The 20,840-nt window shown below is 73.6% G+C and carries 22 protein-coding genes; 12 read left to right on the top strand and 10 right to left on the bottom strand.

Going from position 1 to position 20,840, the window contains the following annotated elements; all coding sequences use genetic code 11:
* The first annotated feature begins 255 nt into the window (after nt 1–255).
* Genes ACWDYF_RS33585 through dapD form a run of 3 tightly spaced genes read left to right on the top strand, consistent with a single transcriptional unit; the run spans nt 256 to nt 2,161 of the window.
* Entirely contained in the window at nt 256–576 is a 321-nt protein-coding gene (locus ACWDYF_RS33585; protein WP_018567634.1) for a DMT family transporter, read from the top strand.
* Nucleotides 576–1,130 carry a TetR/AcrR family transcriptional regulator gene (locus tag ACWDYF_RS33580; protein ID WP_381743854.1) on the top strand — a complete coding sequence of 185 codons (555 nt, stop codon included), beginning with the start codon at nt 576–578 and terminating at the stop codon, nt 1,128–1,130. The genes ACWDYF_RS33585 and ACWDYF_RS33580 overlap by 1 nt, the downstream gene beginning before the upstream one ends.
* A gap of 44 nt (nt 1,131–1,174) precedes the next feature.
* Nucleotides 1,175–2,161, top strand: coding sequence for a 2,3,4,5-tetrahydropyridine-2,6-dicarboxylate N-succinyltransferase (dapD, locus tag ACWDYF_RS33575; protein ID WP_018567636.1), 987 nt, complete (start codon nt 1,175–1,177; stop codon nt 2,159–2,161).
* 142 nt (nt 2,162–2,303) lie between these two features.
* On the opposite strand, the gene dapA is transcribed toward dapD, so the two are convergent.
* Nucleotides 2,304–3,233 (bottom strand): 4-hydroxy-tetrahydrodipicolinate synthase, encoded by a 930-nt coding sequence (dapA, locus tag ACWDYF_RS33570; protein WP_389472995.1) that lies wholly within the window; start codon nt 3,231–3,233, stop codon nt 2,304–2,306.
* 155 nt (nt 3,234–3,388) lie between these two features.
* Here dapA and ACWDYF_RS33565 point away from each other — a divergent pair, with 155 nt between their 5' ends.
* The 5 genes from ACWDYF_RS33565 to ACWDYF_RS33545 all read left to right on the top strand — a co-directional run bounded on the left by ACWDYF_RS33565 (nt 3,389) and on the right by ACWDYF_RS33545 (nt 6,114).
* Nucleotides 3,389–3,565, top strand: coding sequence for a hypothetical protein (locus tag ACWDYF_RS33565; protein ID WP_389472998.1), 177 nt, complete (start codon nt 3,389–3,391; stop codon nt 3,563–3,565).
* Nucleotides 3,562–4,287 (top strand): hypothetical protein, encoded by a 726-nt coding sequence (locus ACWDYF_RS33560; RefSeq protein ID WP_381743857.1) that lies wholly within the window; start codon nt 3,562–3,564, stop codon nt 4,285–4,287. The genes ACWDYF_RS33565 and ACWDYF_RS33560 overlap by 4 nt, the downstream gene beginning before the upstream one ends.
* Before the next feature lie 51 nt (nt 4,288–4,338).
* The gene (locus ACWDYF_RS33555) at nt 4,339–4,776 is read left to right on the top strand and encodes a phage holin family protein (protein WP_026252508.1); all 438 of its coding nucleotides are present in this window, start codon (nt 4,339–4,341) and stop codon (nt 4,774–4,776) included.
* Entirely contained in the window at nt 4,773–5,186 is a 414-nt protein-coding gene (locus ACWDYF_RS33550) for a DUF3618 domain-containing protein (protein ID WP_389473001.1), read from the top strand. Before ACWDYF_RS33555 ends, ACWDYF_RS33550 begins: the two co-directional genes overlap by 4 nt.
* Before the next feature lie 196 nt (nt 5,187–5,382).
* Nucleotides 5,383–6,114, top strand: a complete 732-nt coding sequence (locus tag ACWDYF_RS33545) for an antibiotic biosynthesis monooxygenase (RefSeq protein WP_389473004.1) — start codon at nt 5,383–5,385, stop codon at nt 6,112–6,114.
* Nucleotides 6,115–6,196: 82 nt separating this feature from the next.
* Here the strand turns inward: ACWDYF_RS33545 and ACWDYF_RS33540 are convergent, their stop codons facing one another.
* Nucleotides 6,197–8,029 (bottom strand): endonuclease/exonuclease/phosphatase family protein, encoded by a 1,833-nt coding sequence (locus tag ACWDYF_RS33540; protein WP_381743859.1) that lies wholly within the window; start codon nt 8,027–8,029, stop codon nt 6,197–6,199.
* Between the two features lie 305 nt (nt 8,030–8,334).
* On the opposite strand from ACWDYF_RS33540, the gene ACWDYF_RS33535 reads away from it, so the two are divergent.
* A complete protein-coding gene (locus ACWDYF_RS33535; protein WP_389473007.1) occupies nt 8,335–9,789 on the top strand; it encodes a hypothetical protein in 1,455 nt (484 codons plus the stop codon).
* A 118-nt stretch (nt 9,790–9,907) separates the two neighbouring features.
* Nucleotides 9,908–10,477 carry a TetR/AcrR family transcriptional regulator gene (locus tag ACWDYF_RS33530; RefSeq protein WP_381743861.1) on the top strand — a complete coding sequence of 190 codons (570 nt, stop codon included), beginning with the start codon at nt 9,908–9,910 and terminating at the stop codon, nt 10,475–10,477.
* A 114-nt stretch (nt 10,478–10,591) separates the two neighbouring features.
* On the opposite strand, the gene ACWDYF_RS33525 is transcribed toward ACWDYF_RS33530, so the two are convergent.
* From ACWDYF_RS33525 to ACWDYF_RS33490, 8 genes are all read right to left on the bottom strand, one after another.
* On the bottom strand, nt 10,592–11,782 hold the full coding sequence (locus tag ACWDYF_RS33525) for a TerD family protein (RefSeq protein WP_389473135.1): 1,191 nt from the start codon (nt 11,780–11,782) through the stop codon (nt 10,592–10,594).
* Between the two features lie 96 nt (nt 11,783–11,878).
* Nucleotides 11,879–12,100 carry a hypothetical protein gene (locus tag ACWDYF_RS33520; protein ID WP_389473009.1) on the bottom strand — a complete coding sequence of 74 codons (222 nt, stop codon included), beginning with the start codon at nt 12,098–12,100 and terminating at the stop codon, nt 11,879–11,881.
* 137 nt (nt 12,101–12,237) lie between these two features.
* Nucleotides 12,238–13,227 carry a zinc-dependent alcohol dehydrogenase family protein gene (locus ACWDYF_RS33515; protein ID WP_018567648.1) on the bottom strand — a complete coding sequence of 330 codons (990 nt, stop codon included), beginning with the start codon at nt 13,225–13,227 and terminating at the stop codon, nt 12,238–12,240.
* Nucleotides 13,224–14,048: a carbohydrate ABC transporter permease gene (locus ACWDYF_RS33510; RefSeq protein ID WP_018567649.1), complete on the bottom strand. Its 825-nt coding sequence runs from the start codon at nt 14,046–14,048 to the stop codon at nt 13,224–13,226. Before ACWDYF_RS33510 ends, ACWDYF_RS33515 begins: the two co-directional genes overlap by 4 nt.
* A complete protein-coding gene (locus ACWDYF_RS33505; RefSeq protein WP_018567650.1) occupies nt 14,045–14,983 on the bottom strand; it encodes a carbohydrate ABC transporter permease in 939 nt (312 codons plus the stop codon). Before ACWDYF_RS33505 ends, ACWDYF_RS33510 begins: the two co-directional genes overlap by 4 nt.
* Nucleotides 14,980–16,353 (bottom strand): ABC transporter substrate-binding protein, encoded by a 1,374-nt coding sequence (locus ACWDYF_RS33500; protein WP_381743863.1) that lies wholly within the window; start codon nt 16,351–16,353, stop codon nt 14,980–14,982. The genes ACWDYF_RS33505 and ACWDYF_RS33500 overlap by 4 nt, the downstream gene beginning before the upstream one ends.
* Before the next feature lie 143 nt (nt 16,354–16,496).
* Entirely contained in the window at nt 16,497–17,267 is a 771-nt protein-coding gene (locus tag ACWDYF_RS33495; protein WP_018567652.1) for a DeoR/GlpR family DNA-binding transcription regulator, read from the bottom strand.
* 289 nt (nt 17,268–17,556) lie between these two features.
* Complete coding sequence (locus tag ACWDYF_RS33490; protein ID WP_389473015.1) at nt 17,557–18,366, bottom strand: NAD-dependent epimerase/dehydratase family protein; 810 nt, start codon at nt 18,364–18,366, stop codon at nt 17,557–17,559.
* A 305-nt stretch (nt 18,367–18,671) separates the two neighbouring features.
* On the opposite strand from ACWDYF_RS33490, the gene ACWDYF_RS33485 reads away from it, so the two are divergent.
* Nucleotides 18,672–19,613 (top strand): 5-dehydro-4-deoxyglucarate dehydratase, encoded by a 942-nt coding sequence (locus ACWDYF_RS33485; RefSeq protein WP_389473017.1) that lies wholly within the window; start codon nt 18,672–18,674, stop codon nt 19,611–19,613.
* Nucleotides 19,610–20,773, top strand: a complete 1,164-nt coding sequence (locus ACWDYF_RS33480) for a hypothetical protein (protein ID WP_389473020.1) — start codon at nt 19,610–19,612, stop codon at nt 20,771–20,773. Before ACWDYF_RS33485 ends, ACWDYF_RS33480 begins: the two co-directional genes overlap by 4 nt.
* Nucleotides 20,774–20,840: the final 67 nt, after the last annotated feature.

Raw genomic sequence — 20,840 nt, 5'->3', positions numbered from 1 at the left:
TTGCGGAGCGGCTCATCCGCATCCAGTTCCCTCTGCCGGTGCACGACGCGGCCCGCGCGTACTTCCTCGACCTCAACCGGACGGTATGGGAAGGCCTGCCCGACGGTGAAAGCGTGCGGGACTACCTGGAGGACAACCGGCTGGCGTTTCTGGACGCGGCTCGCGCGGTCATGGGGTAGCGCACCGCCGTCCCCCGGAGACCTTTTACGGGACAGCCCTTAGAAGCTGCACAAAACGATGTGTACGCTCGTACACATGGGATACCTGTTCCTTGCCGGAGCCATAGCCGCCGAGGTCGCCGGCACCACCGCCATGAAGTACAGCGAGGGGTTCAGCAGGCTGGGGCCCTCGGTGCTGACCGCGCTCGGCTATCTGATCTCCTTCGGGCTGCTCGCCCAGACGCTCAAGACGCTGAACGTCGGTACGGCGTACGCCATCTGGTCCGGCATCGGGACCGCGGCCATCGCCGCCATCGGCGTCGCCTTCCTGGGCGAGGGCATGACGCTCACCAAGGCCGCCGGGGTCGCGCTGATCATCGTCGGTGTGGTGGTGCTCAATCTGGGCGGCGCGCACTGATGGCCCGGCGGCACGATCCCGGCCGGCGGCAGCGGATCATCGACGCGGCGATCCGGGTCGTGGGGGCGAAGGGCATCGCGGGGCTCAGCCACCGTACGGTCGCCGCCGAGGCCGACGTGCCACTCGGCTCGACCACGTACCACTTCGCCACCCTCGACGATCTGCTGGTGGCCGCGCTGCGCCAGGCCGACGAGAGCTTCGCCGAGGCCGTCGCCGCGCGCGGCGCCCTGAGCGGCCCGCACCCCGACGTGGCCCGGGAACTCGCCGCCGCGATGGGGGAGTGGCTGGCCGGGGACCGCACCGGGGTCGAGCTGGAGTACGAGCTGTATCTGGCCGCGCTGCGCCGCCCGGCCCTGCGTCCGGTCGCCGCCGAGTGGGCCGACGGCCTCGCCGCCCTGCTGGCCCGGCACACCGACCCGGTCACCGCCCGCGCCCTGGTGGCCGTGGTGGACGGCATCTGCCTCCAGGTACTGCTGACCGGTGGTTCCTACGACGAGGAGTACGCCTGCGGGACGCTGGCCCGGCTGATCCCACCGAAGCCGCCCGGCACGTGAGACACGGTTCGCTCCCGCACCCCGCCCCACGTTAGGTTTTCCCCATGACCGAGACTGCTCCCCGCACCACCGGCGCCGTGGCCGCCGGACTCGCCACGATCGCCGCCGACGGCACCGTCCTCGACACCTGGTTCCCCGCTCCCGAGCTGACGGCGGAGCCCGGCCCGGCCGGTACCGAGCGGCTGTCCGCCGAGCGCGCCGCCGAACTGCTCGGCGCCGGCGCGACCGCGGCGACCGGGCCGGACACCCGCCGGGGCGTCGAGGTGGTCGCGGTCCGCACGGTCATCGCCTCGCTCGACGACAAGCCGCTCGACGCGCACGACGCCTATCTGCGGCTGCACCTGCTCTCCCACCGCCTGGTCAAGCCGCACGGCGTGAGCCTGGACGGCATCTTCGGCCACCTCGCCAACGTCGCCTGGACCTCGCTCGGCCCGGTCGCCGTGGACGACGTGGAGAAGGTGCGCCTCAACGCGCGCGCCGAGGGCCTGCACCTCCAGGTGACCTCCATCGACAAGTTCCCGCGCATGACGGACTACGTGGCCCCCAAGGGCGTCCGGATCGCCGACGCCGACCGGGTCCGCCTCGGCGCGCACCTGGCCGAGGGCACCACCGTGATGCACGAGGGCTTCGTGAACTTCAACGCGGGCACCCTGGGCACCTCCATGGTCGAGGGCCGCATCTCCGCCGGTGTCGTGGTCGGCGACGGCTCGGACATCGGCGGCGGCGCCTCCACCATGGGCACGCTCTCCGGCGGCGGCAACGTGATCATCTCCATCGGCGAGCGCTGCCTGATCGGCGCCGAGGCGGGCGTGGGCATCGCGCTCGGCGACGAGTGCGTCGTGGAGGCCGGCCTCTACGTCACCGCGGGCACCCGGGTCAGCATGCCCGACGGACAGATCGTCAAGGCCCGCGAGCTCTCCGGCGCCTCGAACATCCTCTTCCGCCGCAACTCGGTCACCGGCGCCGTCGAGGCCCGCCCGAACAACGCGGTCTGGGGCGGCCTCAACGACGTGCTGCACAGCCACAACTGACCGCCCGGCAGCCATTGCGGCCACGGCGGCCACGGCGAGGCACCCTTCCCGTCCGGGGAGCGGTGCCTCGCCGCGTTTCGGGGCGGTCAGGGGGTGAGCGGGCCGTCGACGTCGAGGGACAGCAAGAGGGCCGCTCACCCGGTCAGCGTGCGGGGCAGAGTGCGGGGGCGGTCAGGTCTTCGTGTGCCGTCAGCAGGGCGGCCGTGGTTTCCTCGGAGGCGGGCAGCAGTGGGGCGCGGACCGGGCCCGCGGGCAGGCCGAGCGCGCTGAGCAGGGCCTTCGCGGTGACCGCGCCGGGCAGACCGGAGGACGTCGTCAGCTCGATGAGGTGTGTGGCCCGCTGCTGGGCGCGGGCCGCTCCCGCGGTGTCGCCCGCGTCGAACGCGTCCAGGACGGCGCGCAGCCGCCCGGGGACCGCGTTGGCGACCGTGCTGATGTATCCGGCGCCGCCGACCGCGTACAGGGCGAGGTTGTGCTCGTCGCAGCCCGCGTAGACGGCGAGATCGGTGCGGGCCAGCAGCTTCTGGACGCCGAGGAGGTCGTAGGAGCAGTCCTTGACCGCCGTGATCCGCGGGTGCTCCGCCAGGCGCAGCAGCGTGTCCGTCTCGATGCGGGTGCCGGTGCGGGCGGGGATGTCGTACAGCACGACGGGCAGCCCGCAGGTGTCCGCGACGGTGCGGAAGTGGGCCTCGACGGCGTCCTGCGGCGGCCTGCTGTAGTACGGCGCCACCACGAGCACCGCGTCGGCGCCGGCCTTCTCCGCGGCCAGGGCCAGCTCGGTGGTGTGCCGGGTGTCGGCGGTGCCCACGCCCGCGACGAGCCGGACGCGGTCCCCGACCGCGTCCCGGACGGCCCGGACCAGTTCGGCCTTCTCGGTGTCGGTGGTGGTCGGCGACTCGCCGGTGGTGCCGTTCAGCACGAGGCCGTCGCACCCCTCGCGCACCAGGTGGTCGGCCAGGCGCGCGGCGCCGTCCAGGTCGAGCGCTCCCGACGGGGTGAAGGGCGTGATCATCGCGCACAGGGCGCGGCCCAGCGGGGGCGTGGGGGCGGATGCGGGGTGCGTGGTCGTCATGGGGGTAGTCTCGGCAACCCGAACGTACAGCACCACTTAATTCTTCTACGCCATATTGATAAGTGATGCTTCAATCGTGGGCGGTCTGTCCAAAGTCGCCCGTCATGGGTCACCATGGGCATGAGGTCACCGACCGGCAGCTCATGGGAGGCGTCATGAAGCTCGGAAAGGCACTGGCCACCGGATTCGCCGAGGAGCGGCGGCAGCCGCGGCCGGAGGAGGCGGAGACCCTCGTACGGCCCGGACGGCCCGTACCGCTCCTGGAGGAGCGGCAGGACACCGTCTCCGCCGAAGAGAACCCCGTCGCCGAAGAGGTCCCGGCCGCCCGATGAGGCTGCGGCTGCCGACGGAGCACCCGGCGGAGCCGCCGACCGGATACAAGATCGCCCACCCGGTGCTGTGGCAGGACGGCAGCCGGGCCGGGTTCACCGGAGTGTCGCTCGGCGGCGCGCTGCCGTACGGCGTCGTCGCGGACGCCGGCTGCGTCTACGGCCGGCGGCACCGGCCGCCCGCGCGCCGGTGCGACTGCGGCTTCCACTGCGTGCGCGAACGCGCCGCCGCCGAGGCCCTGTTGTGCATCACGGAGCACCGGGCCGCCGTCCTTCTGGAGGTCTCGGTGCTCGGCGCCTACATCCGTTTCGAACGCGGCTACCGCTCGGCCCGCCAGCGGGTGCGCACGATGACGGTCGGGCCCTGCGCGTGCGGCGCGCCCGCCCTCGCGCTGGCCGACGCGGGCTGGGGCCGGCCCGGCCGCAGCGCCCTGGCCGCCACCTGCGCGGGCTGTGTGCGCGGGCGTACGCCCGTGACGTTCGCCGCCTTCGCGCGGCTCGCCGGGGACGGGCTGCGCGTCGTGGCCGCCCCCGGCGCGGAGGTCCTCCCGGGTCCGGCGGGCGCGGAGTCCGCTCCGGCAGCGGGCGGGCCGGGCAGCCAGGCTGTGCCGGGGATGCCCGAACTCGTCGCGGAGGCGGCCCTGTTGCAGGCCCGGCTCGACTGGTTCCAGACCCGGCTGGCGCTGCTGGGCGAGCGCGGACCCGGCGGCGCGGGCCAGGGGTAGCGCGGGCGACGCGGGGTACCCGGGCCTCCGACCGAGAGGAGGCGGTCCACCGTGACCGGGACCATCGATGCCAGACCAGTGCACGCGGAGCACGCTCCGGCGGGCGACCGCTCGGTGGGCGAGCTGGTGCACGACGCCACCGAACAGCTTTCCCTGCTCGCCCGGCAGGAAGTGGCCCTCGCCAAGGAGGAACTGACCGCGAAGGGTCGGCGCATGGGGCGCGGCGGCGGCCTCCTCGGGGCCGCGGGCGCCCTCGCCTACGTCGGCGTGTTCGCACTCGCCGGTACGGGCGTCGCCGCGCTCAGCCTGGTGCTGCCCGTGTGGGCCGCGGCACTCATCGTGACCGGCGTGCTGTTCGCGCTGGCGGGCCTGCTGGCCCTCACCGGCCGCGCCCAGCTGCGCCGCGCCGGACCGCCCACGCCGCAGCGGGCACTGGGCAGTGTCCGGGCGGATGTCGAGGAGATCAAGGAAAGGGCACACCACCGATGACCGACAGCAGGCACGGGACGGACAAGGCCGCGACGGCGCCCGGCGCCAAGGGGCCCGACGAGCTGCGCGCGCAGATCGAGCGGACCAGGACCCGGCTCGGCGACACCGTCGAGGAACTGGCGGCCAAGGCCGATGTGAAGGGCCGCACCAAGGCCCGCGCGGCCGATCTGCGCGACCGGGCCGGGGCGATGACGGTGCAGCTGCGCAGCGGCGCCGCCCACGTCGGACACCGCGCCCAGGACCGGGCGGCGCTCACGGCCCGCAACGCACCGGACGCCCTCGGGCAGCCGCTGGACAGCGCCGTGCGGACCGTCCGCCGCAACGCCCGCCCCCTGCTGTTCGCGGGCGCGGCCGGAGCGGCGGTCCTGGCGGTGGGGCTGCTGCTCAACCGGCGCCGCGCGCACTGCTGAACCGCTGGCCCCGGCGCGTACGGCCGACAGGGGACGACCGCGCCCCCGGACGCCCCGCGCCGGGGCCCGACCGGAGAGGCCCCCCGCCGGGCTCCTGCCGGGCTCCCGTCGGGCTCACGGACAGGGCTTGACCTCAATCTTGGTTGAGGTCGGAGAGTGATCGTGTCGCTCAGACAGCCGATCACCGGAGGCCCCGATGAGTTCCGTACCGCGTACGACCCTGCGCACCGACGACCACCCCGATCTCACCGATCCGCGCGTGGGCTCGCCGCTCTTCAGCACCTGGCGGGTGGGCACGCCGCAGCGGCAGCGGGCGACGGTCGAGGCGATCGCCGGGACCTGGCAGCGCCGTCCCTGGCCCGCGGACGGGCTGATCTCCTACCACGTCTACACGGGCGAGGACGGCACCACGCTGCTGCACCACTCGCAGTGGGCGAGCGAGCAGGAGTTCGAGGCGTTCGTACGGACCCGACGGCAGGAGCGGGTCGACGAGATCGACGTCGCCGTGCCCGGGATCGAGCGGGTCGGGCTCGGCCGGTTCCGGCACCACCGGAGCGCCGCCCGCGGCGGCCCCGCGGGGCGGGACCGCCGGGTGCCCGGCTGCCTCGTGGTCGTCGACGTCGAGTTCGACGGGCCCGACCCGGACCGGCAGCGGGCCTGGGTCGACGCCGTCCTCGAGGCCCTGGAGAGCGACCCCGCGCCACGCCCCGGCGGGATCGCCGCCCACTTCCATCTGAGCACCGACGGCCGGCGGGTGCTGAACTACGCCGAGTGGGAGAGCGCGGAAGCCCACCGCGCGGCGCTCGCCGCCCCGGGCGACGGCGTCGGGTCGGCGACCGCGCAGTGGAAGCGCGTGCAGACCTGGCCCGGCGTCCGGAGCAGCACGGTGAGCCGGTACGAGCACGCGCTCGGTCTCGTACCCGCCTGACGCCCGACGCCCGGCTCCTGCCCCCCGACGGCTGACGGCTGACGGGCGGGCACGGGACCGGGGCCGTGCGCCATGGCACGGCCTACGGGCGGAAGCGCAGCACCTGCGGGTCGTGGTCGCTGATCTGGTCGTGGAACTCCGAGTTGATGTGCACGCTGTCGTACGCGAAGCGGCCGTGCCGGATCGAGGGGCTGACCAGGATCTGGTCCAGGACCTGCGTGTTGCCCTGGTAGTCGTAGGTGTACCGCTCGCTCCTGGGCAGCGACTTGATCGCCGACCACAGCTCGCCGCGGCCCTCCAGGATCTGCGCGGTGCCGGAGAACTCGAAGTCGTTGATGTCGCCGAGGGCGATCACGTCCGCGTCGCGCTGGACCTTCAGGATGTCCTTGACGAAGGAGTTCACCTCGGTCGCCTGGAGGTGGCGCTGCGTCTCCGAACTGCGCACCGGCGGCTGGTACTTGGACGTCAGACCCTGGTCGCCGCCCTTGGAGGCGAAGTGGTTGGCGATCACGAGGACCGTACGGCCGTGGAAGACGAACTCGCCGGCCAGCGGCTTGCGGCTGGACTTCCACGCCTCGCTCGCCGGGTCGATCCGGCCCGGCGAGGAGGTCAGGGCGGCCCTGCCGTGCACCCGGGTGACGCCCACGGCGGTGGTGGAGCCGCCGCCGGGGCGGTCGGTGAAGGAGACCCGGGCCGGGTTGAACAGGAACGCCTGGCGGATGTTGCCGCCCGGTTCGCCGCCGTCCTGGTCGTTGACCGGGTCGATGGAGCGCCACTCGTAGCGCGGGCCGCCCGCCGCGACGATGGCGTCGATCAGCTTGGCCATCGTCACGCCCGCGGTGACGGTGCCGTCGTCGGTGGCGCCGTTGTCGTCCTGGATCTCCTCCAGGGACACGATGTCGGGCGAGCGGAGGTTGTTCACGATCGCGGAGGCGTGCGCCGCGAAGGTGGTGTCGGACGGGTCCAGGTTCTCCACGTTGTAGGTGGCCACGGCCAGCTCGTCGCGGGACTGCTTGCGGGTGCTCTCGCGGCGCAGGCCGCCGCTCTCCAGGGCGCCGATGCGGTTGGCCACCAGGGTGTAGCCGCCGTACTGGGTGTAGTCCAGCGGCCCGGCGGTGGTGCCGCGCAGGGTGTCGCCGACGTCCGCCACCGGGAAGTCGGCGGTGGCGCCGAGCGACTGGATCTGGAGCCGGCCGGTGTTCTGCGAGGTGTAGGAGCCGTACACCGTGCCGCCGCGCCTGTTGGCGTTCTCGTGCGGCTTCACCGTGACCCACAGCTCGGTGTACGGGTCGCTGGCGGTGACCACGCGGACGTCCTTGACCTGGACGTTCATGCCCTCCAGGGACTCGTAGTAGTCCAGGGCGTAGCGCTTCGGGCGCAGCGGCAGGGCGTCGATCGAGCCGTTGGCCGCGCTGTCGCCTGCCGGGGTGTAGGCGGCCGGGACCGACTTCGCGTCGACGACGACCGGGGCCGGGACGGCGTTGCCGGAGGAGAGCACGGTGACGGCCGGCTTGGTGATCTCGGTGATCGACTGGTTGCCCGAGGAGGTGCCGCCGGGCACGTACTCGGAGACGGTGCCGGTGACCGTGACGGAGTCGCCGACGGCGGCCTTCGGGGCGGAGCTGGTGAAGACGAAGACGCCCTCACTGGTGGCCGGGTCGGCGTCGGGGTGCGGGTCCTGCATCCAGAACCCCTTCGAGGCGCCGTAGGTGCGCACCCCGGTGACGATTCCGGCCACGTCGGAGACCTGCCGGCCGGCGTACGGGGAGATCCGGGTGGTGCCCTGGATGTCATGGATGCGCACGGAGTCCGCGTGTGCGGGCGCGGGGAGCACGATCATCTGGGTGACCGCCGCCGCGGAGCACACGGCGGCGACGGTCAGCGCGGCGAGACGGGCGGAAGACTTGCTCGGCAACGGAATCCCTCCGGGGACGTACAGAAGCGCCGGGACGAGGGTGGAGCGGGGAACAGGATGCCGCGACCGGGGCGGCCGTGGCACGCAGCGCGCTCGGTGGACAGTTGTCCCCCGAATGTCTACGCGCGTCAATCTCCTGCGGAGCCAGGGGCGTTGTCAAGGTTTCGGCCATGTACGAAGAGCGTCGGGGAGATGAACCGGGCGGCATGGGTGGAAATCCGTCTAGGCTGAGCGGTCGAGTCGTCAGGCTTCACCGGTCCGGGGTGCGCAACCCCCGGTCCATCAGGTCCTAGGAGAACCCGCCGATGTCAGACACGTCCCCGCTGCCGCCGGTGCGGCTGGCTTCCGAACCGGAGCTGGCCCGGGACGCCCTCGCCGCTCCGCTGCTGTCCCGGGCCGCCCGGCTGGCCCGCTGGGCCTCTCCCGCCACCCGGGTCGACGCGGGCGGCGCGCTGCTGCCCGAGCAACTGCCCGCCGCCGCCGGGGAGCTGGGGCTGAGCGGCGACGACGCGGCGGCCTCGGCGAGCGAGGCATGGCGGATGGCCGTCGACACCGGACTCGTCGAGATCACCGACGAGGAGGAGGGCACCGTCGCGGCGGGCGCGGAGCTGCGGCGGCTCACCGGCGGCTCGCCGCACGACGTGCTCACGCTCTGGCTGACCGCGCTGGACGCCGTCCTGGCCGACGCGAGCGTGCCCGACCTGGACGGCCTGATCGACGCCATGGACGAGGGCGGCGCCGTCGACCTCTCCGCCCTCGACTGGGACCCGCAGGCCGAGGCGGAGTTCCTGGACGGGGTGCTGGCCAATCTGTATCTGCTGACCGTCGGCGAGAGCGGGCCGGGCGCCGGGCCGGTGCCGCTGCCCGCGCTCGCCGCCTCCATGATCGTGCCCAGCGACATGGGCGAGCCCACCGACGACATACTGGAGCAGGTCTCCGACGCCATGATGCGGCTGGACGACCAGTTCCGGCTGCTGGAGCCGATCGGGCTCGTCGACCACCGGCCGGTGGACGAAGCCCTGCTGGAGGACGCCGAGTCCGGCACGGACGGCGGCAGGCCCGCCGCCTCGGCGCCGGGGTCCGACGACGACGTGGACGTCGCCCGCTACGGCATGGTCCGGCTCACCCCGCTCGGCCTGTACGGCGTCCGGGCGCGGCTGCTGGAGGCCGGGCACGACGCCCCGGCCGTCGGTGACCTCGCGGACAAGGGCGCCGACGCGCTGCTGGACGGCACCGCCGTCTTCCCGCCCCCGGCCGCGCACGCCGAGACCGAGCAGTGGCTCGCCCGCCGCGAACCGCTGGCCGCCGCCCGTGAACTGCTCGCCGCGGCCCGCGGCGCTGACGCCGGGGGCCCGCTGCGCCGGCTGCGCTGCCAGCAGGCCCTGTCCCTGGTGGGCGTGGTGGCCGAACCGGCGCTGCGCGAGGTGCTCGGCGACGCCGAACTGGGCGGTCTGGCCCGGGTCTGGCTGACCGAGCGGGGCCTGCCCGACGTACCGCCGCCCTCCCAGGACATGGTCTTCTGGCTCACCATCGACACGGTGGCGGCGCAACTGGCCGCCGAGGGCGACTCGGAGGAGCTGCTCGCGCTGGTGCAGGGGCTCGCCGAGCAGCACAGCGGGTTCTTCGCCGCGGCCTGGCGGGTGGACCATCCGCACACCGCCGACGTCCTGGAGGCCATGGGCCGGCTGCACCCGGACAAGAAGATCGCCAAGGAGGCCCGCAAGGCGGCCTTCAAGGCGCGCTCCGCGCACGGGGGCTGAGCGCCTGCGGGACGTGGCCGGGCGGGACCTGGGGGGCCGGGAGAGGGCGGGCGGGGAGGTGCCCGCTCCGGCTCCGGTACATTCTGGAGACGGCCTCCGGTCCCCGAGGAGTATGCGGATGGCGCAGGTCAGACCCATGCGGGCGGACGCCCGGCGGAACTACGAACGGCTGCTGGAGGTGGCCCTCCGGGCCTTCACCGAGCACGGCGAGAACGCCTCGCTCGATGACATCGCCAAGCGGGCCGGGGTCGGTTCCGGGACGCTGTACCGGCACTTCCCGAACCGGCAGGCGCTGCTGGAGGCGGCCTTCGTCGGCCGGGTCGAGGCGATCGCCGCGCGCGCGGACGAGCTGGCGGAGCGGCTGGCGCCGGGCGAGGCGCTGTCGCAGTGGCTGTACGAGCTGTGCGCCTGGACGATCGAGGCGCGCGGGCTGAAGGCGCTGCTGGGCTCGGCGGTCACGGACGGCAGCACGACGGCGGTCACCGTCTGTGGTACGTCGCTCATGGGCGCCGCGGCCCGTCTGGTGGAGGCCGCCCGGCGCGCGGGCACGCTGCGGGCGGACCTGGAACCGGTCGAACTGCTGCGGCTGGCGCACGGCGTGGCGACGGCCGCGGAGCTGGCGGACGGGCAGGGCGCGCACCTGCGCCGCTATCTGACGCTGCTGCTGGAGGGCCTGCGGGCGTCGTGAGGGTCCGTGGCCGCGGGGGAGCCGGGCGCGGGGCGGGCGTGGCCGGTGGCCGGTCCCGGGCGCCCGGGCGTCCCGGCACCGCCCGGTGCCGGGACGCCCTGACGGAGGGTGCCGCTACAGCGCCTGGGCCGCCGGCTTCACCATGTTCCGTACCGTGCGGGCCTTGACGAAGTCGCCCATGGCGGTCATGTCCCACTCGCCGGAGAACTGCCGGACCAGCTTGGCCATCATCACGCCGGTCTGGGCCTCGGCGTTGGTGAGGTCGAAGCGGACCAGCTCCTCGCCGGTGGCGGCGTCCAGCAGGCGGCAGTACGCCTTGGCGACCTCGGTGAACTTCTGGCCGGAGAAGGAGTTGACCGTGAAGACCAGGCCGGTGACCTCCTGGGGGAGACGTCCGAGGTCCACCACGATGACCTCGTCGTCGCCCGCGCCCTCGCCGGTGAGGTTGTCGCCGGAGTGCTTCACCGCGCCGCCCAGGATGGACAGCTTGCCGAAGTAGCAGCTGTCGATGTGGTTGCGCTGCGGGCCGTAGGCGATGACGGAGGCGTCCAGGTCGATGTCCGCGCCCCGGAACGCGGGCTCCCAGCCGAGACCCATCTTCACCTGGGACAGCAGCGGGCGGCCGCCCTTGACCAGGGACACCGTCTGGTTCTTCTGGAGGCTGACGCGGCCCTTGTCCAGATTGACCTTCCCGGCGCCGGGGGCGGGCGGCGCGGGCGGGGCGGGCGGCGGCGGGGCCATCGGCTGCGGCGGGGTGTGGGGCTGCGGCGGGGCCGCGGCCGGTGCGACGGGCGCCGCCGGTGCGGACGCCGGTTCCTCGACGCTGACGCCGAAGTCGGTCGCGATGCCCGCGAGCCCGTCGGCGTACCCCTGGCCGACGGCCCGTGCCTTCCACTGGCCGGCGCGCAGATAGATCTCCATGACGACCAGGGCCGTCTCGGTGCCCAGCCGGGGCGGGGTGAACGTGGCCAGCGCGGCGCCGCTGTCCGCGTCGCGCAGGGTGGCCGTGGGCTCGATGCCCTGGAAGGTCTGCCCGGCGGCGTCCGGGCTGGCGGTGACCACGATCTTCTCGATGCCCGGCGGCACGGCGGAGGTGTCGACGGTGATCGCGTCCGGCGCGCCGCCGCCGCCCGAGCGGTGGGTGACGCCCGGACCGGAGGGCTGGTTGTAGAAGATGAAGTCGTCGTCCGAGCGCACCTTGCCGTCGGCGGTGAGCAGCAGGCCCGAAACGTCCAGCCGCACCGGAGCGGCCACGTCCACCGTGACGCGGGCGGTGGGCAGGGGGATGTTCGAGCCGGGGGTCATAGCTGTCATGCCGGGTGTAACGAGCGAGGGCGCTTTACCGTTCCCTTACCCTCCATTCGGGTGCGTCCACGGCTGCCTGGTCATCGTCTGTGCAGGTCAGCGGCGGTTGCGAGGGTGCTCGCGCGCGGTGCGCTCGGTGCCGCGCCGGTAGTTGCCGGTCCAGCGGGCCATGACGAGCTGGGGATCGCCCGCGGCGACCTCGGCGAGGAAGCGGGCGGCGCGCGGACCCCTGAGGGTGGCCGCCGCGCGGTCGTGGTGGGTGATGCGGACGGTGCCGTCGCCGTCGGTGGCACAGGCGAAGCCGTGGGGTCGGGGCATGCGGGGGATCGTACGGCGGCGGGGCGGACGGTCCCAGCGGATTTCCGCCCGCCCCGCCCCCCGCATGCCCCGTACGATCCCCCGGGCTCACGATCCCCGGGTTCACGATCCCCGGGTTCACGATCCCCGGGCTCGGGTCAGGGCACGACCACGATCTTGCGGCCGACGCCCGCCGCGAACTGCTCCAGCGCCTGCGGGTAGCTGTCCAGCGGCAGGCGGTCGCTGATGAAGACGTCCGGGTCCAGGACGCCCCCCGCGAACAGTTCCGCCGCGCGCTCGTAGCTGTGCAGGACCGCCATGGAGCCCGTGATGGTGATCTCCTGGTTGTAGATGCGGTACGGGTCGATCTGCACGCGGGTGGCGTAGTCGGCCACGCCGAACTGGAGGAACGTGCCCGCCTTGGCGACCCGGTCCAGGCCGTCCTGGATGGCCGCCGCGTTGCCGGTGGCGTCGATGACCAGGTCCCAGCCCTCGGGGCGGTCCAGCTCGTCCGCGTTCGCGGCGGACGCCGAGACGCCGAGGCCGCGCGCCGTCTCCAGGCGGGCCGGGTTCAGGTCGACCACGTCGACGCTCGCCGCGCCGGTGCGCTTGGCCAGCTCCAGCATCATCAGGCCCATCGTCCCGGAGCCGTAGATCAGCACATGGGCGCCCAGCCGGGACCGGAGGACGTCGTAGCCGCGCACCGCGCAGGACAGCGGCTCGATCAGCGCGGCGTCCTCGGTGCGCACATGGTCGGGCAGCTTCACGCAGTTCGCGACCGGCGCCAGGGCGTAGCGGGCGGCGCCGCCCGCGGTGGTGACGCCGATGGCGGCCCAGCGCTCGCACAGGTTGTTGTGGCCGGTACGGCACTGTCGGCACTCGTAGCAGTACAGCGAGGGGTCCACCGCCACCCGGTCGCCCTCGGCGACCTCGGTGACACCGGTGCCCACGGCGACCACCCGGCCGGCGAACTCGTGGCCCGGCACGATCGGCAGCTTGGGCGCGAACTCGCCCTGGAGGATGTGCAGATCGGTGCCGCACAGCCCGCACGCGGCGACCTCCACGACGACCTCGCGCGGCCCTGGCGTCGGGTCGGGGACCTCGGTGACGACGGCGCGGCCCACGGACTCGATGACGGCGGCCTTCATTTCACGGCTCCCAACGACAGGCCCTGGACCAGTTTGTCCTGGGCGGCGAACCCCGCGGCGAGCACCGGCAGGGAGATGACGAGCGACGCGGCGCACACCTTCGCCAGGAACAGGCCCTGGCTGGTGATGAAGCCGGTCAGGAAGACGGGGGCGGTCTCGGCGACCACGCCGGTCAGGACCCGGGCGAAGAGCAGCTCGTTCCAGCTGAAGATGAAGCAGATCAGCGCGGTGGCCGCGATCCCGGGGACGGCGATGGGGGCCACCACCCGGGCCAGGATCGTGGGCAGCCGGGCCCCGTCGACCCGGGCCGCCTCGATGACGGCGACCGGCACCTCGGCGAGGAAGGACTGCATCATCCACACCGCGATCGGCAGGTTCATCGAGGTGTAGAGGATGACCAGCAGCCAGATGTTGTCCAGCATCCCGGTGTTCTTGGCGAACAGGTAGATCGGCAGCAGGCCCGCCACCGCCGGGAGCATCTTGGTGGACAGGAAGAAGAACAGCACGTCCGTCCACTTGCGCACCGGCCGGATCGACAGCGCGTACGCCGCCGGCAGGGACAGGACGAGGACGAGCAGCGTCGAGGCCACCGAGGCGACCGCCGAGTTGGCCAGCGCGGGCCAGGGGCTGGCCCCGCCGCCGCTGCCGAAGAACTCGCGGTAGCCGTCCAGGGTCAGGGAGGCGGCGAAGGACGGCGGGTTGGTCGCCGCGTCCGACTCGGAGTGGAAGGACGTCAGCGCCATCCAGGCGATGGGCAGGAAGAACACGATCCCGGCGAGCCAGGCCACGAGGCCGAGACCGTTGCGCTTGAGGGCGTTCATGCGCGGGACACCTCCTCGCGGAACAGGGACGAGACCACGCGCAGGGCGAAGGTCGCGATGAGGATCGAGCCGATGACGACCAGGACACCGGCGGCGGAGGCCAGTCCGTTCTCGTGGGCCTGGTAGAAGCTCTGGTAGACGGTGTAGGGCAGGTTGGCGGTGCCCAGGCCCCCGGAGGTGAGGGTGAACACCGCGTCGAAGTTCTGCACGATGTAGATCGAGCCGAGCAGCGCGCCGAGTTCGAGGTAGCGGCGCAGGTGCGGCAGGGTCAGATGGACGAAGATCTGCCAGTCGCCGGCCCCGTCGACCCGGGCGGCCTCGATCTGCTGCTGGTCGCGGCTCTGGAGCCCGGCCAGCAGGATCAGCATCATGAACGGCGTCCACTGCCACACCAGCGAGGCCTCGACGGCGAGCAGCGGGGTGTTCGAGATCCAGTCGGGCTGCGGGCCGCCCACGTAGTGCAGCAGGCCGTTGAGCAGGCCGTACTCCGGGTTGTAGAGGACGTGCTTCCACAGCAGGGCGGCGGCGACCGGCACCACCAGGAACGGCGCGATCAGCAGGGTGCGCACGGCGCCCCGGCCGGGGAAGCGGCGGTCCAGCAGCAGGGCGAGGGCGAGGCCGAGGACCAGGCTGGCCAGCACCACCCCCACGGTCAGCAGCACGGTCGTCCACACCGAGTGGCGCAGGTCCGCGTCGGTGAGCACCTGCTGGTAGTTGTCGAGCCCGGTGAAGCGGCGGGCCTTGGGATAGAGGGCGTTCCAGTCGAAGAAGGAGATCACCAGCGTGGCCACGAACGGCAGCTGGGTCACGGCGATCATGAAGACGAGGGCGGGCAGCAGCGGGGCGCGGGTGGCCCAGGCGCGCAGCCGGGGTGAGGTCCGGCGGCCCGTGAGCGGCTGGGTGGCGGCCACGGGGGCCGTGGTCGTGGCGGTCATCGTCCCTCGTACTCCTTGGAGATCTTCTCGGCGAGCCGCTGGGCCTTCGCGAGGGCGGACTCGACCGACTGGCGTCCGGCGACGGCCGCGCTGATCTCCTGGGAGACCTTGGTGCCGAGGTCGGTGAACTCGGGGATGTCGACGAACTGGATGCCGGGCGCGGGCCGGGGCTGGACGCCCGGGTCGTTGGGGCGGGCGTTCGCGATCGCGTCCTTGGTCCGCTCCTGGAAGGCGGCGGCCTCCGCGCGGTAGGCGGGGATCCGGTAGGTGGAGGCGCGCTTGCCCGCCGGGACGTTCGACCAGCCGCTCGTCTCGCCGACCAGCCGCTCGTACCCCTTGCCGGAGGCCCAGGAGACGAACTTCCACGCCTTGTCCGGGTTGCGGGACGCCTTCTGGATGCCCCAGGCCCAGGTGTAGAGCCAGCCGGAGGACGCGGTCTTCTCCACCGGCGCGGGGGCGTAGCCGACCTTGCCCTTGACGGGGGAGTCCTCGGCCTCCAGCAGGCCGGCCGCGCTGGTGGCGTCGTACCACATGGCGACCTTGCCCTGGGTCATGTTGTTGAGGCATTCGGCGAAGCCGGACTGGGCGGCGCCGGACTCGCCGTGCTGCCGTACCAGGTCGACATAGAACTTCGTCGCCCCGGTGAACTCGGGGGAGTCCAGGTGCGCCTTCCAGTCCTGGTCGAACCAGGTGCCGCCGAAGGTGTTGACGACCGTGGTGAGCGGCGCCATCAGCTCGCCCCAGCCGGGCAGTCCGCGCAGGCAGACGCCCTTCATGCCGGGCCGGGCGCCGTCCGCCTTCGCGGCCAGGTCGGCGACCTGCCGCCAGGTGGGGTGGGCGGGCATGGTCAGGCCCTTGGCCGCGAAGACGTCCTTGCGGTACATGAGGAAGGACGACTCGCCGTAGAAGGGCTCGCCGTAGAGCTTGCCGTCGTCGGCGGTGAGGGACTGGCGCATCGGGGCCAGTACGTCCTGCTGGTCGAAGCCCGGGTCCCGGGCGACATAGGAGTCCACCGGGTGCAGCCAGCCGTTGCGGGCGTAGATCGGGATCTCGTAGTTGGACAGGGTGGCCACGTCGTACTGGCCCGCCTGGTTGGCGAAGTCCTGGCTGATCTTGTCGCGGACGTCGTTCTCCGGCAGCACGGTGAAGTTCACCTTGATGCCGGTCTCCTTGGTGAAGTGCGCGGCGGTGAGCTTCTGCAACTCCGTCATCTGCGGGTTGTTGACCATCAGCACATTGATCGAGTCGCCGCCCGAACCGGCCCCGCCCGCCCCGACCCAGCAGCCGGAGAGCAGCGGGGCGAGCAGCGTCCCTGCGGCGGCCAGGGCGAGTGTCGCTCGCGGTGGCCGCCGTCGGCTCTGGGTTCGCATGGATCGCTCCTGAACATTGGGGAGGGAGGGGCATGGGGAGTGGGAAGTGCAGAGGTACTAGGTACAGGGGGATAGCGGGACATAAGGGGTGGTGCGGGGTGTGCCGGTCCGCGCGGCGGGGGCCGCCGTACGGGCGGGGTGGTTCAGACCCGGATGACCTGCGGGCCCAGCAGGGCGTAGCGGTGGGCCTCGGCGGCCGGGAGCAGGGTGCTGGTCACGATCGCCTCCAGCGCGCCGACCTCGGCGAACCGGCAGAAGCTGACCGCGCCGAACTTGGTGTGCACCCCGGCGAGCACCGTGCGCCGCGCGGCCCGCATCGCCTGCGACTTGACCTCGCTGACCGCCGGGTCGGGCGTGGTCAGGCCGTGTTCGCGCGAGATGCCGTTGGCGCCGATGTAGGCGAGGTCGACGACGAATCCGGCGAGCATCTTCGTCGTCCAGTGGTCGACGGTGGCCAGCGTGCCCGCGCGCACCCGGCCGCCGAGCAGCAGTACCGAGACGTTCGCCGCCCCGGCGAGGGCCCCGGCGACCGGAAGGGAGGCGGTCACCACGGTCAGCGGCCGGTCCACGGGCAGGGCCTCGGCGATCAGCTGCGGGGTGAAGCCCTCGTCCACGAAGACCGTCTCGGCGTCCCCGAGCAGTTCGGCCGCCGCCGCGGCGATCCGGCGCTTCTCGGGCACATGGGTGGTGGCGCGGACGGCGAGGGTCGTCTCGAAGCCGGCGCTCTCCACCGGATAGGCCCCGCCGTGGGTGCGGCGGACCAGCCCGTGGTCCTCCAGGGCGCGCAGATCGCGGCGGATGGTCTCCTTGGCCACGCCCAGCGTGCCGGCCAGCGCGGTGACGTCGACCTGGCCGTCGGCACGGGCGGCCCGCACGATCTCCCGCTGCCGTTCCTCCGCCGTCCGCGCGCCCATGGCCGGTACCTGCCCTCCTGGTGTGTTGCCCGTTCGGGCCCGGTGCGGCCCTCGGGGCACAGTTGTACAGCCGGTGTGCGGTGCTGACCAGGTCTGTTGCCGGTCCGATGATGCCCGGGTGCGCCCGTTTGCCGGGGTGTGTGTCCGTCGCGGACCTGGGCGGCTGTCCGGCGCCCGGTGGGACCGGGCACGGCGGATGCCCGCATGGCGCGGCGGGCGGGCCCGTTCGGTGCCCGCCCGCCGTGTGCGGGGGTGGTTCCGCGCCGTGCGGCGGACGGCCGCGGCGCCGTCAGTACGGCCAGATCGGCGGGTCGGTGACGAAGTGGCCGCCGAGGAAGGCGTGGGCCGGCTCGTCCGGGTCGAGTCCGCCCTGCTCGGCGACGAGCTTCGCGGCGTACGGCTCCGAGTCGTCCCGGGGGTCGTAGCCGAGCGCCCGCGCGCCCGACAGGTCCCACCACAGGCGGGTGTTGGCGGAGGAGCCGTGGACGACGGTGTGGCCCACGTGCTCGGCGGTGAGGGCGGCGTGGAAGAGGCGCGCGGCGTCGGCGGGACTCAGCCAGATCGAGAGCATGCGCACACTGGTCGGCTCGGGGAAGCAGGAGCCGATGCGCACCGAGACGGTCTCCAGGCCGTGCCGGTCCCAGTAGAGCTGGGCGAGGTCCTCGCCGAACGACTTGGACAGGCCGTAGAAGGTGTCGGGGCGGCGCGGCGTGCCGACCGGGATCAGCGGATCGCCCTCGCGCGGCACGAGCGTGCGGCCGACCGCGTGGTTGGAGGAGGCGAAGACGATCCGCCCGACGCCCTCCTCGCGCGCGGCCTCGTAGAGGTGGTACGTCCCCTCGATGTTGGCCCTGAGGATCTTCTCGAACGGGGCTTCCAGGGAGATGCCCGCCAGGTGGATGATCGCGTCGACACCGCGGACCGCCTCGCGCAGGGCCGCCCGGTCGGCGAGGTCGGCGGTGACGGCGTCCGGGGCGCCCTCGACCGGCCGCATGTCGAACAGGCGCAGCGCGTAGCCGTACGGGGGCAGCAGCTCCCGCATCAGGGTGCCGAGTCCGCCGGCGGCGCCGGTGAGCAGAACGGTGCGGGGAGCGGGCATCCGTGGACTCCTTGCGTCGGGCGTGCGCGACGGTCAGCCGTATGCGGAGTCAGCCGTATGCGGGCTCAGCCGTATGCGTGGACCGGATTCACATGCATGATCACGCTAGGGAGCGCGGGCGGGCGGCGTCAAGGGTGCCGTGCCGGGGCGGGATCCCTGGTCGCTCGCGGGTGGGGGCGCTTGACCGGCCGCAGGGAGGCCACTTAGCGTGGACGCGTTCATGCATATGGACGTCAGTCAGAAACATGAGTGACTGTCTGCCTGTTCTCTTGTCCGTCCCTGCCCGCCTGCCCCAGGGAGAGCCCGTGACGTCAGTCCCCCTCGCCGAGCGCCTCAGCATCCCCAGCGGGCCGCTGTTCTTCCCCGTCACCGCCTACGGCCCCGACGGCGCCCTCGACCTCGACGTCTACCGCGCCCATGTGCGCCGCGGCGTCGAGGCCGGGGCCGCCGCCGTCTTCGCCTGCTGCGGCACCGGCGAGTTCCACGCGCTCACGCCCGAGGAGTTCGGGACCTGCGTCCGCGCGGCCGTCGAGGCGGCCGGCGGACGCGTCCCGGTCGTGGCGGGCACCGGCTACGGCACCGCGCTCGCCGTGCGGTACGCCCGGCTCGCCGAGGCCGCGGGCGCGGACGGACTGCTCGCGATGCCGCCGTACCTCGTCGTCGCCGGACAGGAGGGACTGCTGCGGCACTACCGCGAGCTGGCCGCGGCGACCGCCCTGCCCGTCATCGTCTACCAGCGCGACAACGCCGTCCTCACCCCGCGGACCGCCGTCGCGCTCGCCCGCACGGACGGCGTCATCGGCCTCAAGGACGGCCTCGGCGACCTCGACCTCATGCAGCGCGTCGTCAGCGCCCTCCGCACCGAGGGCCTGGACGGCTTCCTCTGCTTCAACGGACTGCCCACCGCCGAACAGACCCAGCTCGCCTACCGGGGCATCGGCGTCACCCTCTACTCCTCCGCCGTCTTCTGCTTCGTCCCCGAGATCGCCCTCGCCTTCCACCGGGCGCTGCGCGAGGGTGACGACACCACCGCGCACCGTCTGCTGGACGGCTTCTACCGCCCCTTCGTCGAACTGCGCGCGCAGGGCGCCGGATATGCCGTCTCCCTGGTCAAGGCCGGGGTGCGGCTGCGCGGACTGGACGTGGGCGGCGTACGGCCGCCGCTGCACGAACCGGCCCCCGAGCACATCGAGCGGCTGGCCCGGCTGGTCGAACGCGGCCGCGCGCTCACCGAGGGGGCCGAGTGAAGGCGTCGGCGTTCCTCTACCCCTGGGACGTCAACGGCGACCCGGCGGCCCCCGAGCGCACCGCCGCCCTCGGCGTGCGGGCGGCGACCCTCGCCGCCGCCTACCACTCCACCCGCGCGCTGACCCCCCGCCACCCGCGCCACCGCGTGGTCACCGCCGAGTACGCGGCCGTCCTCTACCCGCCCGGCGGCCACTGGCGGGAACGGACCCCGCGCCCCCACCCGGCCGGTGACTGGGCGCCCGGGGACGCGTACGGCGAGGCCGCCGGGGCGCTGGCCGCCGCGGGCCTTGAGGTGCACACCTGGGTGGTCCTCGCGCACAACTCCCGGCTGGGCGCCGAACACCCGGAGACCTCCGTCGTCAACGCCTACGGCGACCGCTACCCGTGGGCGCCCTGCGTCGCCCAGCCCGCCACGCGCGCGTACCTGGTGGACCTGGCCGCCGAGGCCGCCGTACGGCCCGGCGCGCGCGGCACCGAACTGGAGTCCCTCGGCTGGTACGGGTTCGCCCATCTGCACGCCCACGACAAGACCGCCGGGGTCGCGCTCGGCGACGCCGGGCAGTACCTGATGTCCCTGTGCTTCTGCCCGGCGTGCCGCACCGGCTACGGCGCGCGGGGCCTGGACGCCGACGCGCTGGCGCACGCCGTGCGCGGCGCGCTGGAGCCGGTGTGGCGGGGGGCGCCCTCCGGGGGCGGCTGGCCCGCGGTGGAGCGGCTGCTCGGCGCCGGGGAGGCGGGCTCCACGCGCGCGTGGCGCGAGACGACCGCGCGCACCCTCCAGGAGGAGGCCGTCGCCGCGGTCCGCGCGGCCGCCCCCGAGGGCTTCCGGGTGCTGCTGCACGCCGACCCGGTGTCCTACCACTGCGGCGCCGACGCCGGTACCGACCCCGCGCACGTCCTGTCCGTCGCGGACGGCGTGGTCGTGCCCTGCACCCAGGGACCGGACCGGCTCGCGCCCTTCGCGCGGCACGCCCGCGCGGGCACCGTCCTGGCCGCCAACCTCACCGTCGTCTCCGGCCTGGGCGGCCGTCCCGCCGCGCTGGCCCGGGACGCCGCACGCGCCCGCAGCCTCGGCGCCACCGAGCTGCGCCTCTACCACGCGGGCCTGGCCTCGGACGCCGACCTGGAGGCGGTCGCGGCCGGGCTCGCCGCGCTGTGAACGGGGCGGCGCCGCCCGGCCGGGCACCGATGAGTTCCGGCGCTCCGGGCGGTCTGCCTCCAGGAGA

This window comes from Streptomyces sp. NPDC003284 (assembly GCF_053589675.1).
The sequence above is the reverse complement of the archived record's forward strand: the minus strand, read 5'-3'. Positions and strand labels throughout refer to the sequence as shown.

Coding starts and splice junctions, on each gene's coding strand:
- ACWDYF_RS33560 (WP_381743857.1), top strand. CDS start 3,562: ATGAGGCTGCGGCTGCCGACGGAGCACCCGGCGGAGCCGCCGACCGGA.
- ACWDYF_RS33525 (WP_389473135.1), bottom strand. CDS start 11,782: ATGACCCCCGGCTCGAACATCCCCCTGCCCACCGCCCGCGTCACGGTG.
- ACWDYF_RS33510 (WP_018567649.1), bottom strand. CDS start 14,048: ATGAACGCCCTCAAGCGCAACGGTCTCGGCCTCGTGGCCTGGCTCGCC.
- ACWDYF_RS33515 (WP_018567648.1), bottom strand. CDS start 13,227: ATGAAGGCCGCCGTCATCGAGTCCGTGGGCCGCGCCGTCGTCACCGAG.
- dapA (WP_389472995.1), bottom strand. CDS start 3,233: ATGACGACCACGCACCCCGCATCCGCCCCCACGCCCCCGCTGGGCCGC.
- ACWDYF_RS33535 (WP_389473007.1), top strand. CDS start 8,335: ATGTCAGACACGTCCCCGCTGCCGCCGGTGCGGCTGGCTTCCGAACCG.
- ACWDYF_RS33530 (WP_381743861.1), top strand. CDS start 9,908: ATGGCGCAGGTCAGACCCATGCGGGCGGACGCCCGGCGGAACTACGAA.
- ACWDYF_RS33490 (WP_389473015.1), bottom strand. CDS start 18,366: ATGCCCGCTCCCCGCACCGTTCTGCTCACCGGCGCCGCCGGCGGACTC.
- ACWDYF_RS33520 (WP_389473009.1), bottom strand. CDS start 12,100: ATGCCCCGACCCCACGGCTTCGCCTGTGCCACCGACGGCGACGGCACC.
- ACWDYF_RS33500 (WP_381743863.1), bottom strand. CDS start 16,353: ATGCGAACCCAGAGCCGACGGCGGCCACCGCGAGCGACACTCGCCCTG.
- ACWDYF_RS33495 (WP_018567652.1), bottom strand. CDS start 17,267: ATGGGCGCGCGGACGGCGGAGGAACGGCAGCGGGAGATCGTGCGGGCC.
- ACWDYF_RS33580 (WP_381743854.1), top strand. CDS start 576: ATGGCCCGGCGGCACGATCCCGGCCGGCGGCAGCGGATCATCGACGCG.
- ACWDYF_RS33550 (WP_389473001.1), top strand. CDS start 4,773: ATGACCGACAGCAGGCACGGGACGGACAAGGCCGCGACGGCGCCCGGC.
- ACWDYF_RS33565 (WP_389472998.1), top strand. CDS start 3,389: ATGAAGCTCGGAAAGGCACTGGCCACCGGATTCGCCGAGGAGCGGCGG.
- ACWDYF_RS33545 (WP_389473004.1), top strand. CDS start 5,383: ATGAGTTCCGTACCGCGTACGACCCTGCGCACCGACGACCACCCCGAT.
- ACWDYF_RS33505 (WP_018567650.1), bottom strand. CDS start 14,983: ATGACCGCCACGACCACGGCCCCCGTGGCCGCCACCCAGCCGCTCACG.
- dapD (WP_018567636.1), top strand. CDS start 1,175: ATGACCGAGACTGCTCCCCGCACCACCGGCGCCGTGGCCGCCGGACTC.
- ACWDYF_RS33585 (WP_018567634.1), top strand. CDS start 256: ATGGGATACCTGTTCCTTGCCGGAGCCATAGCCGCCGAGGTCGCCGGC.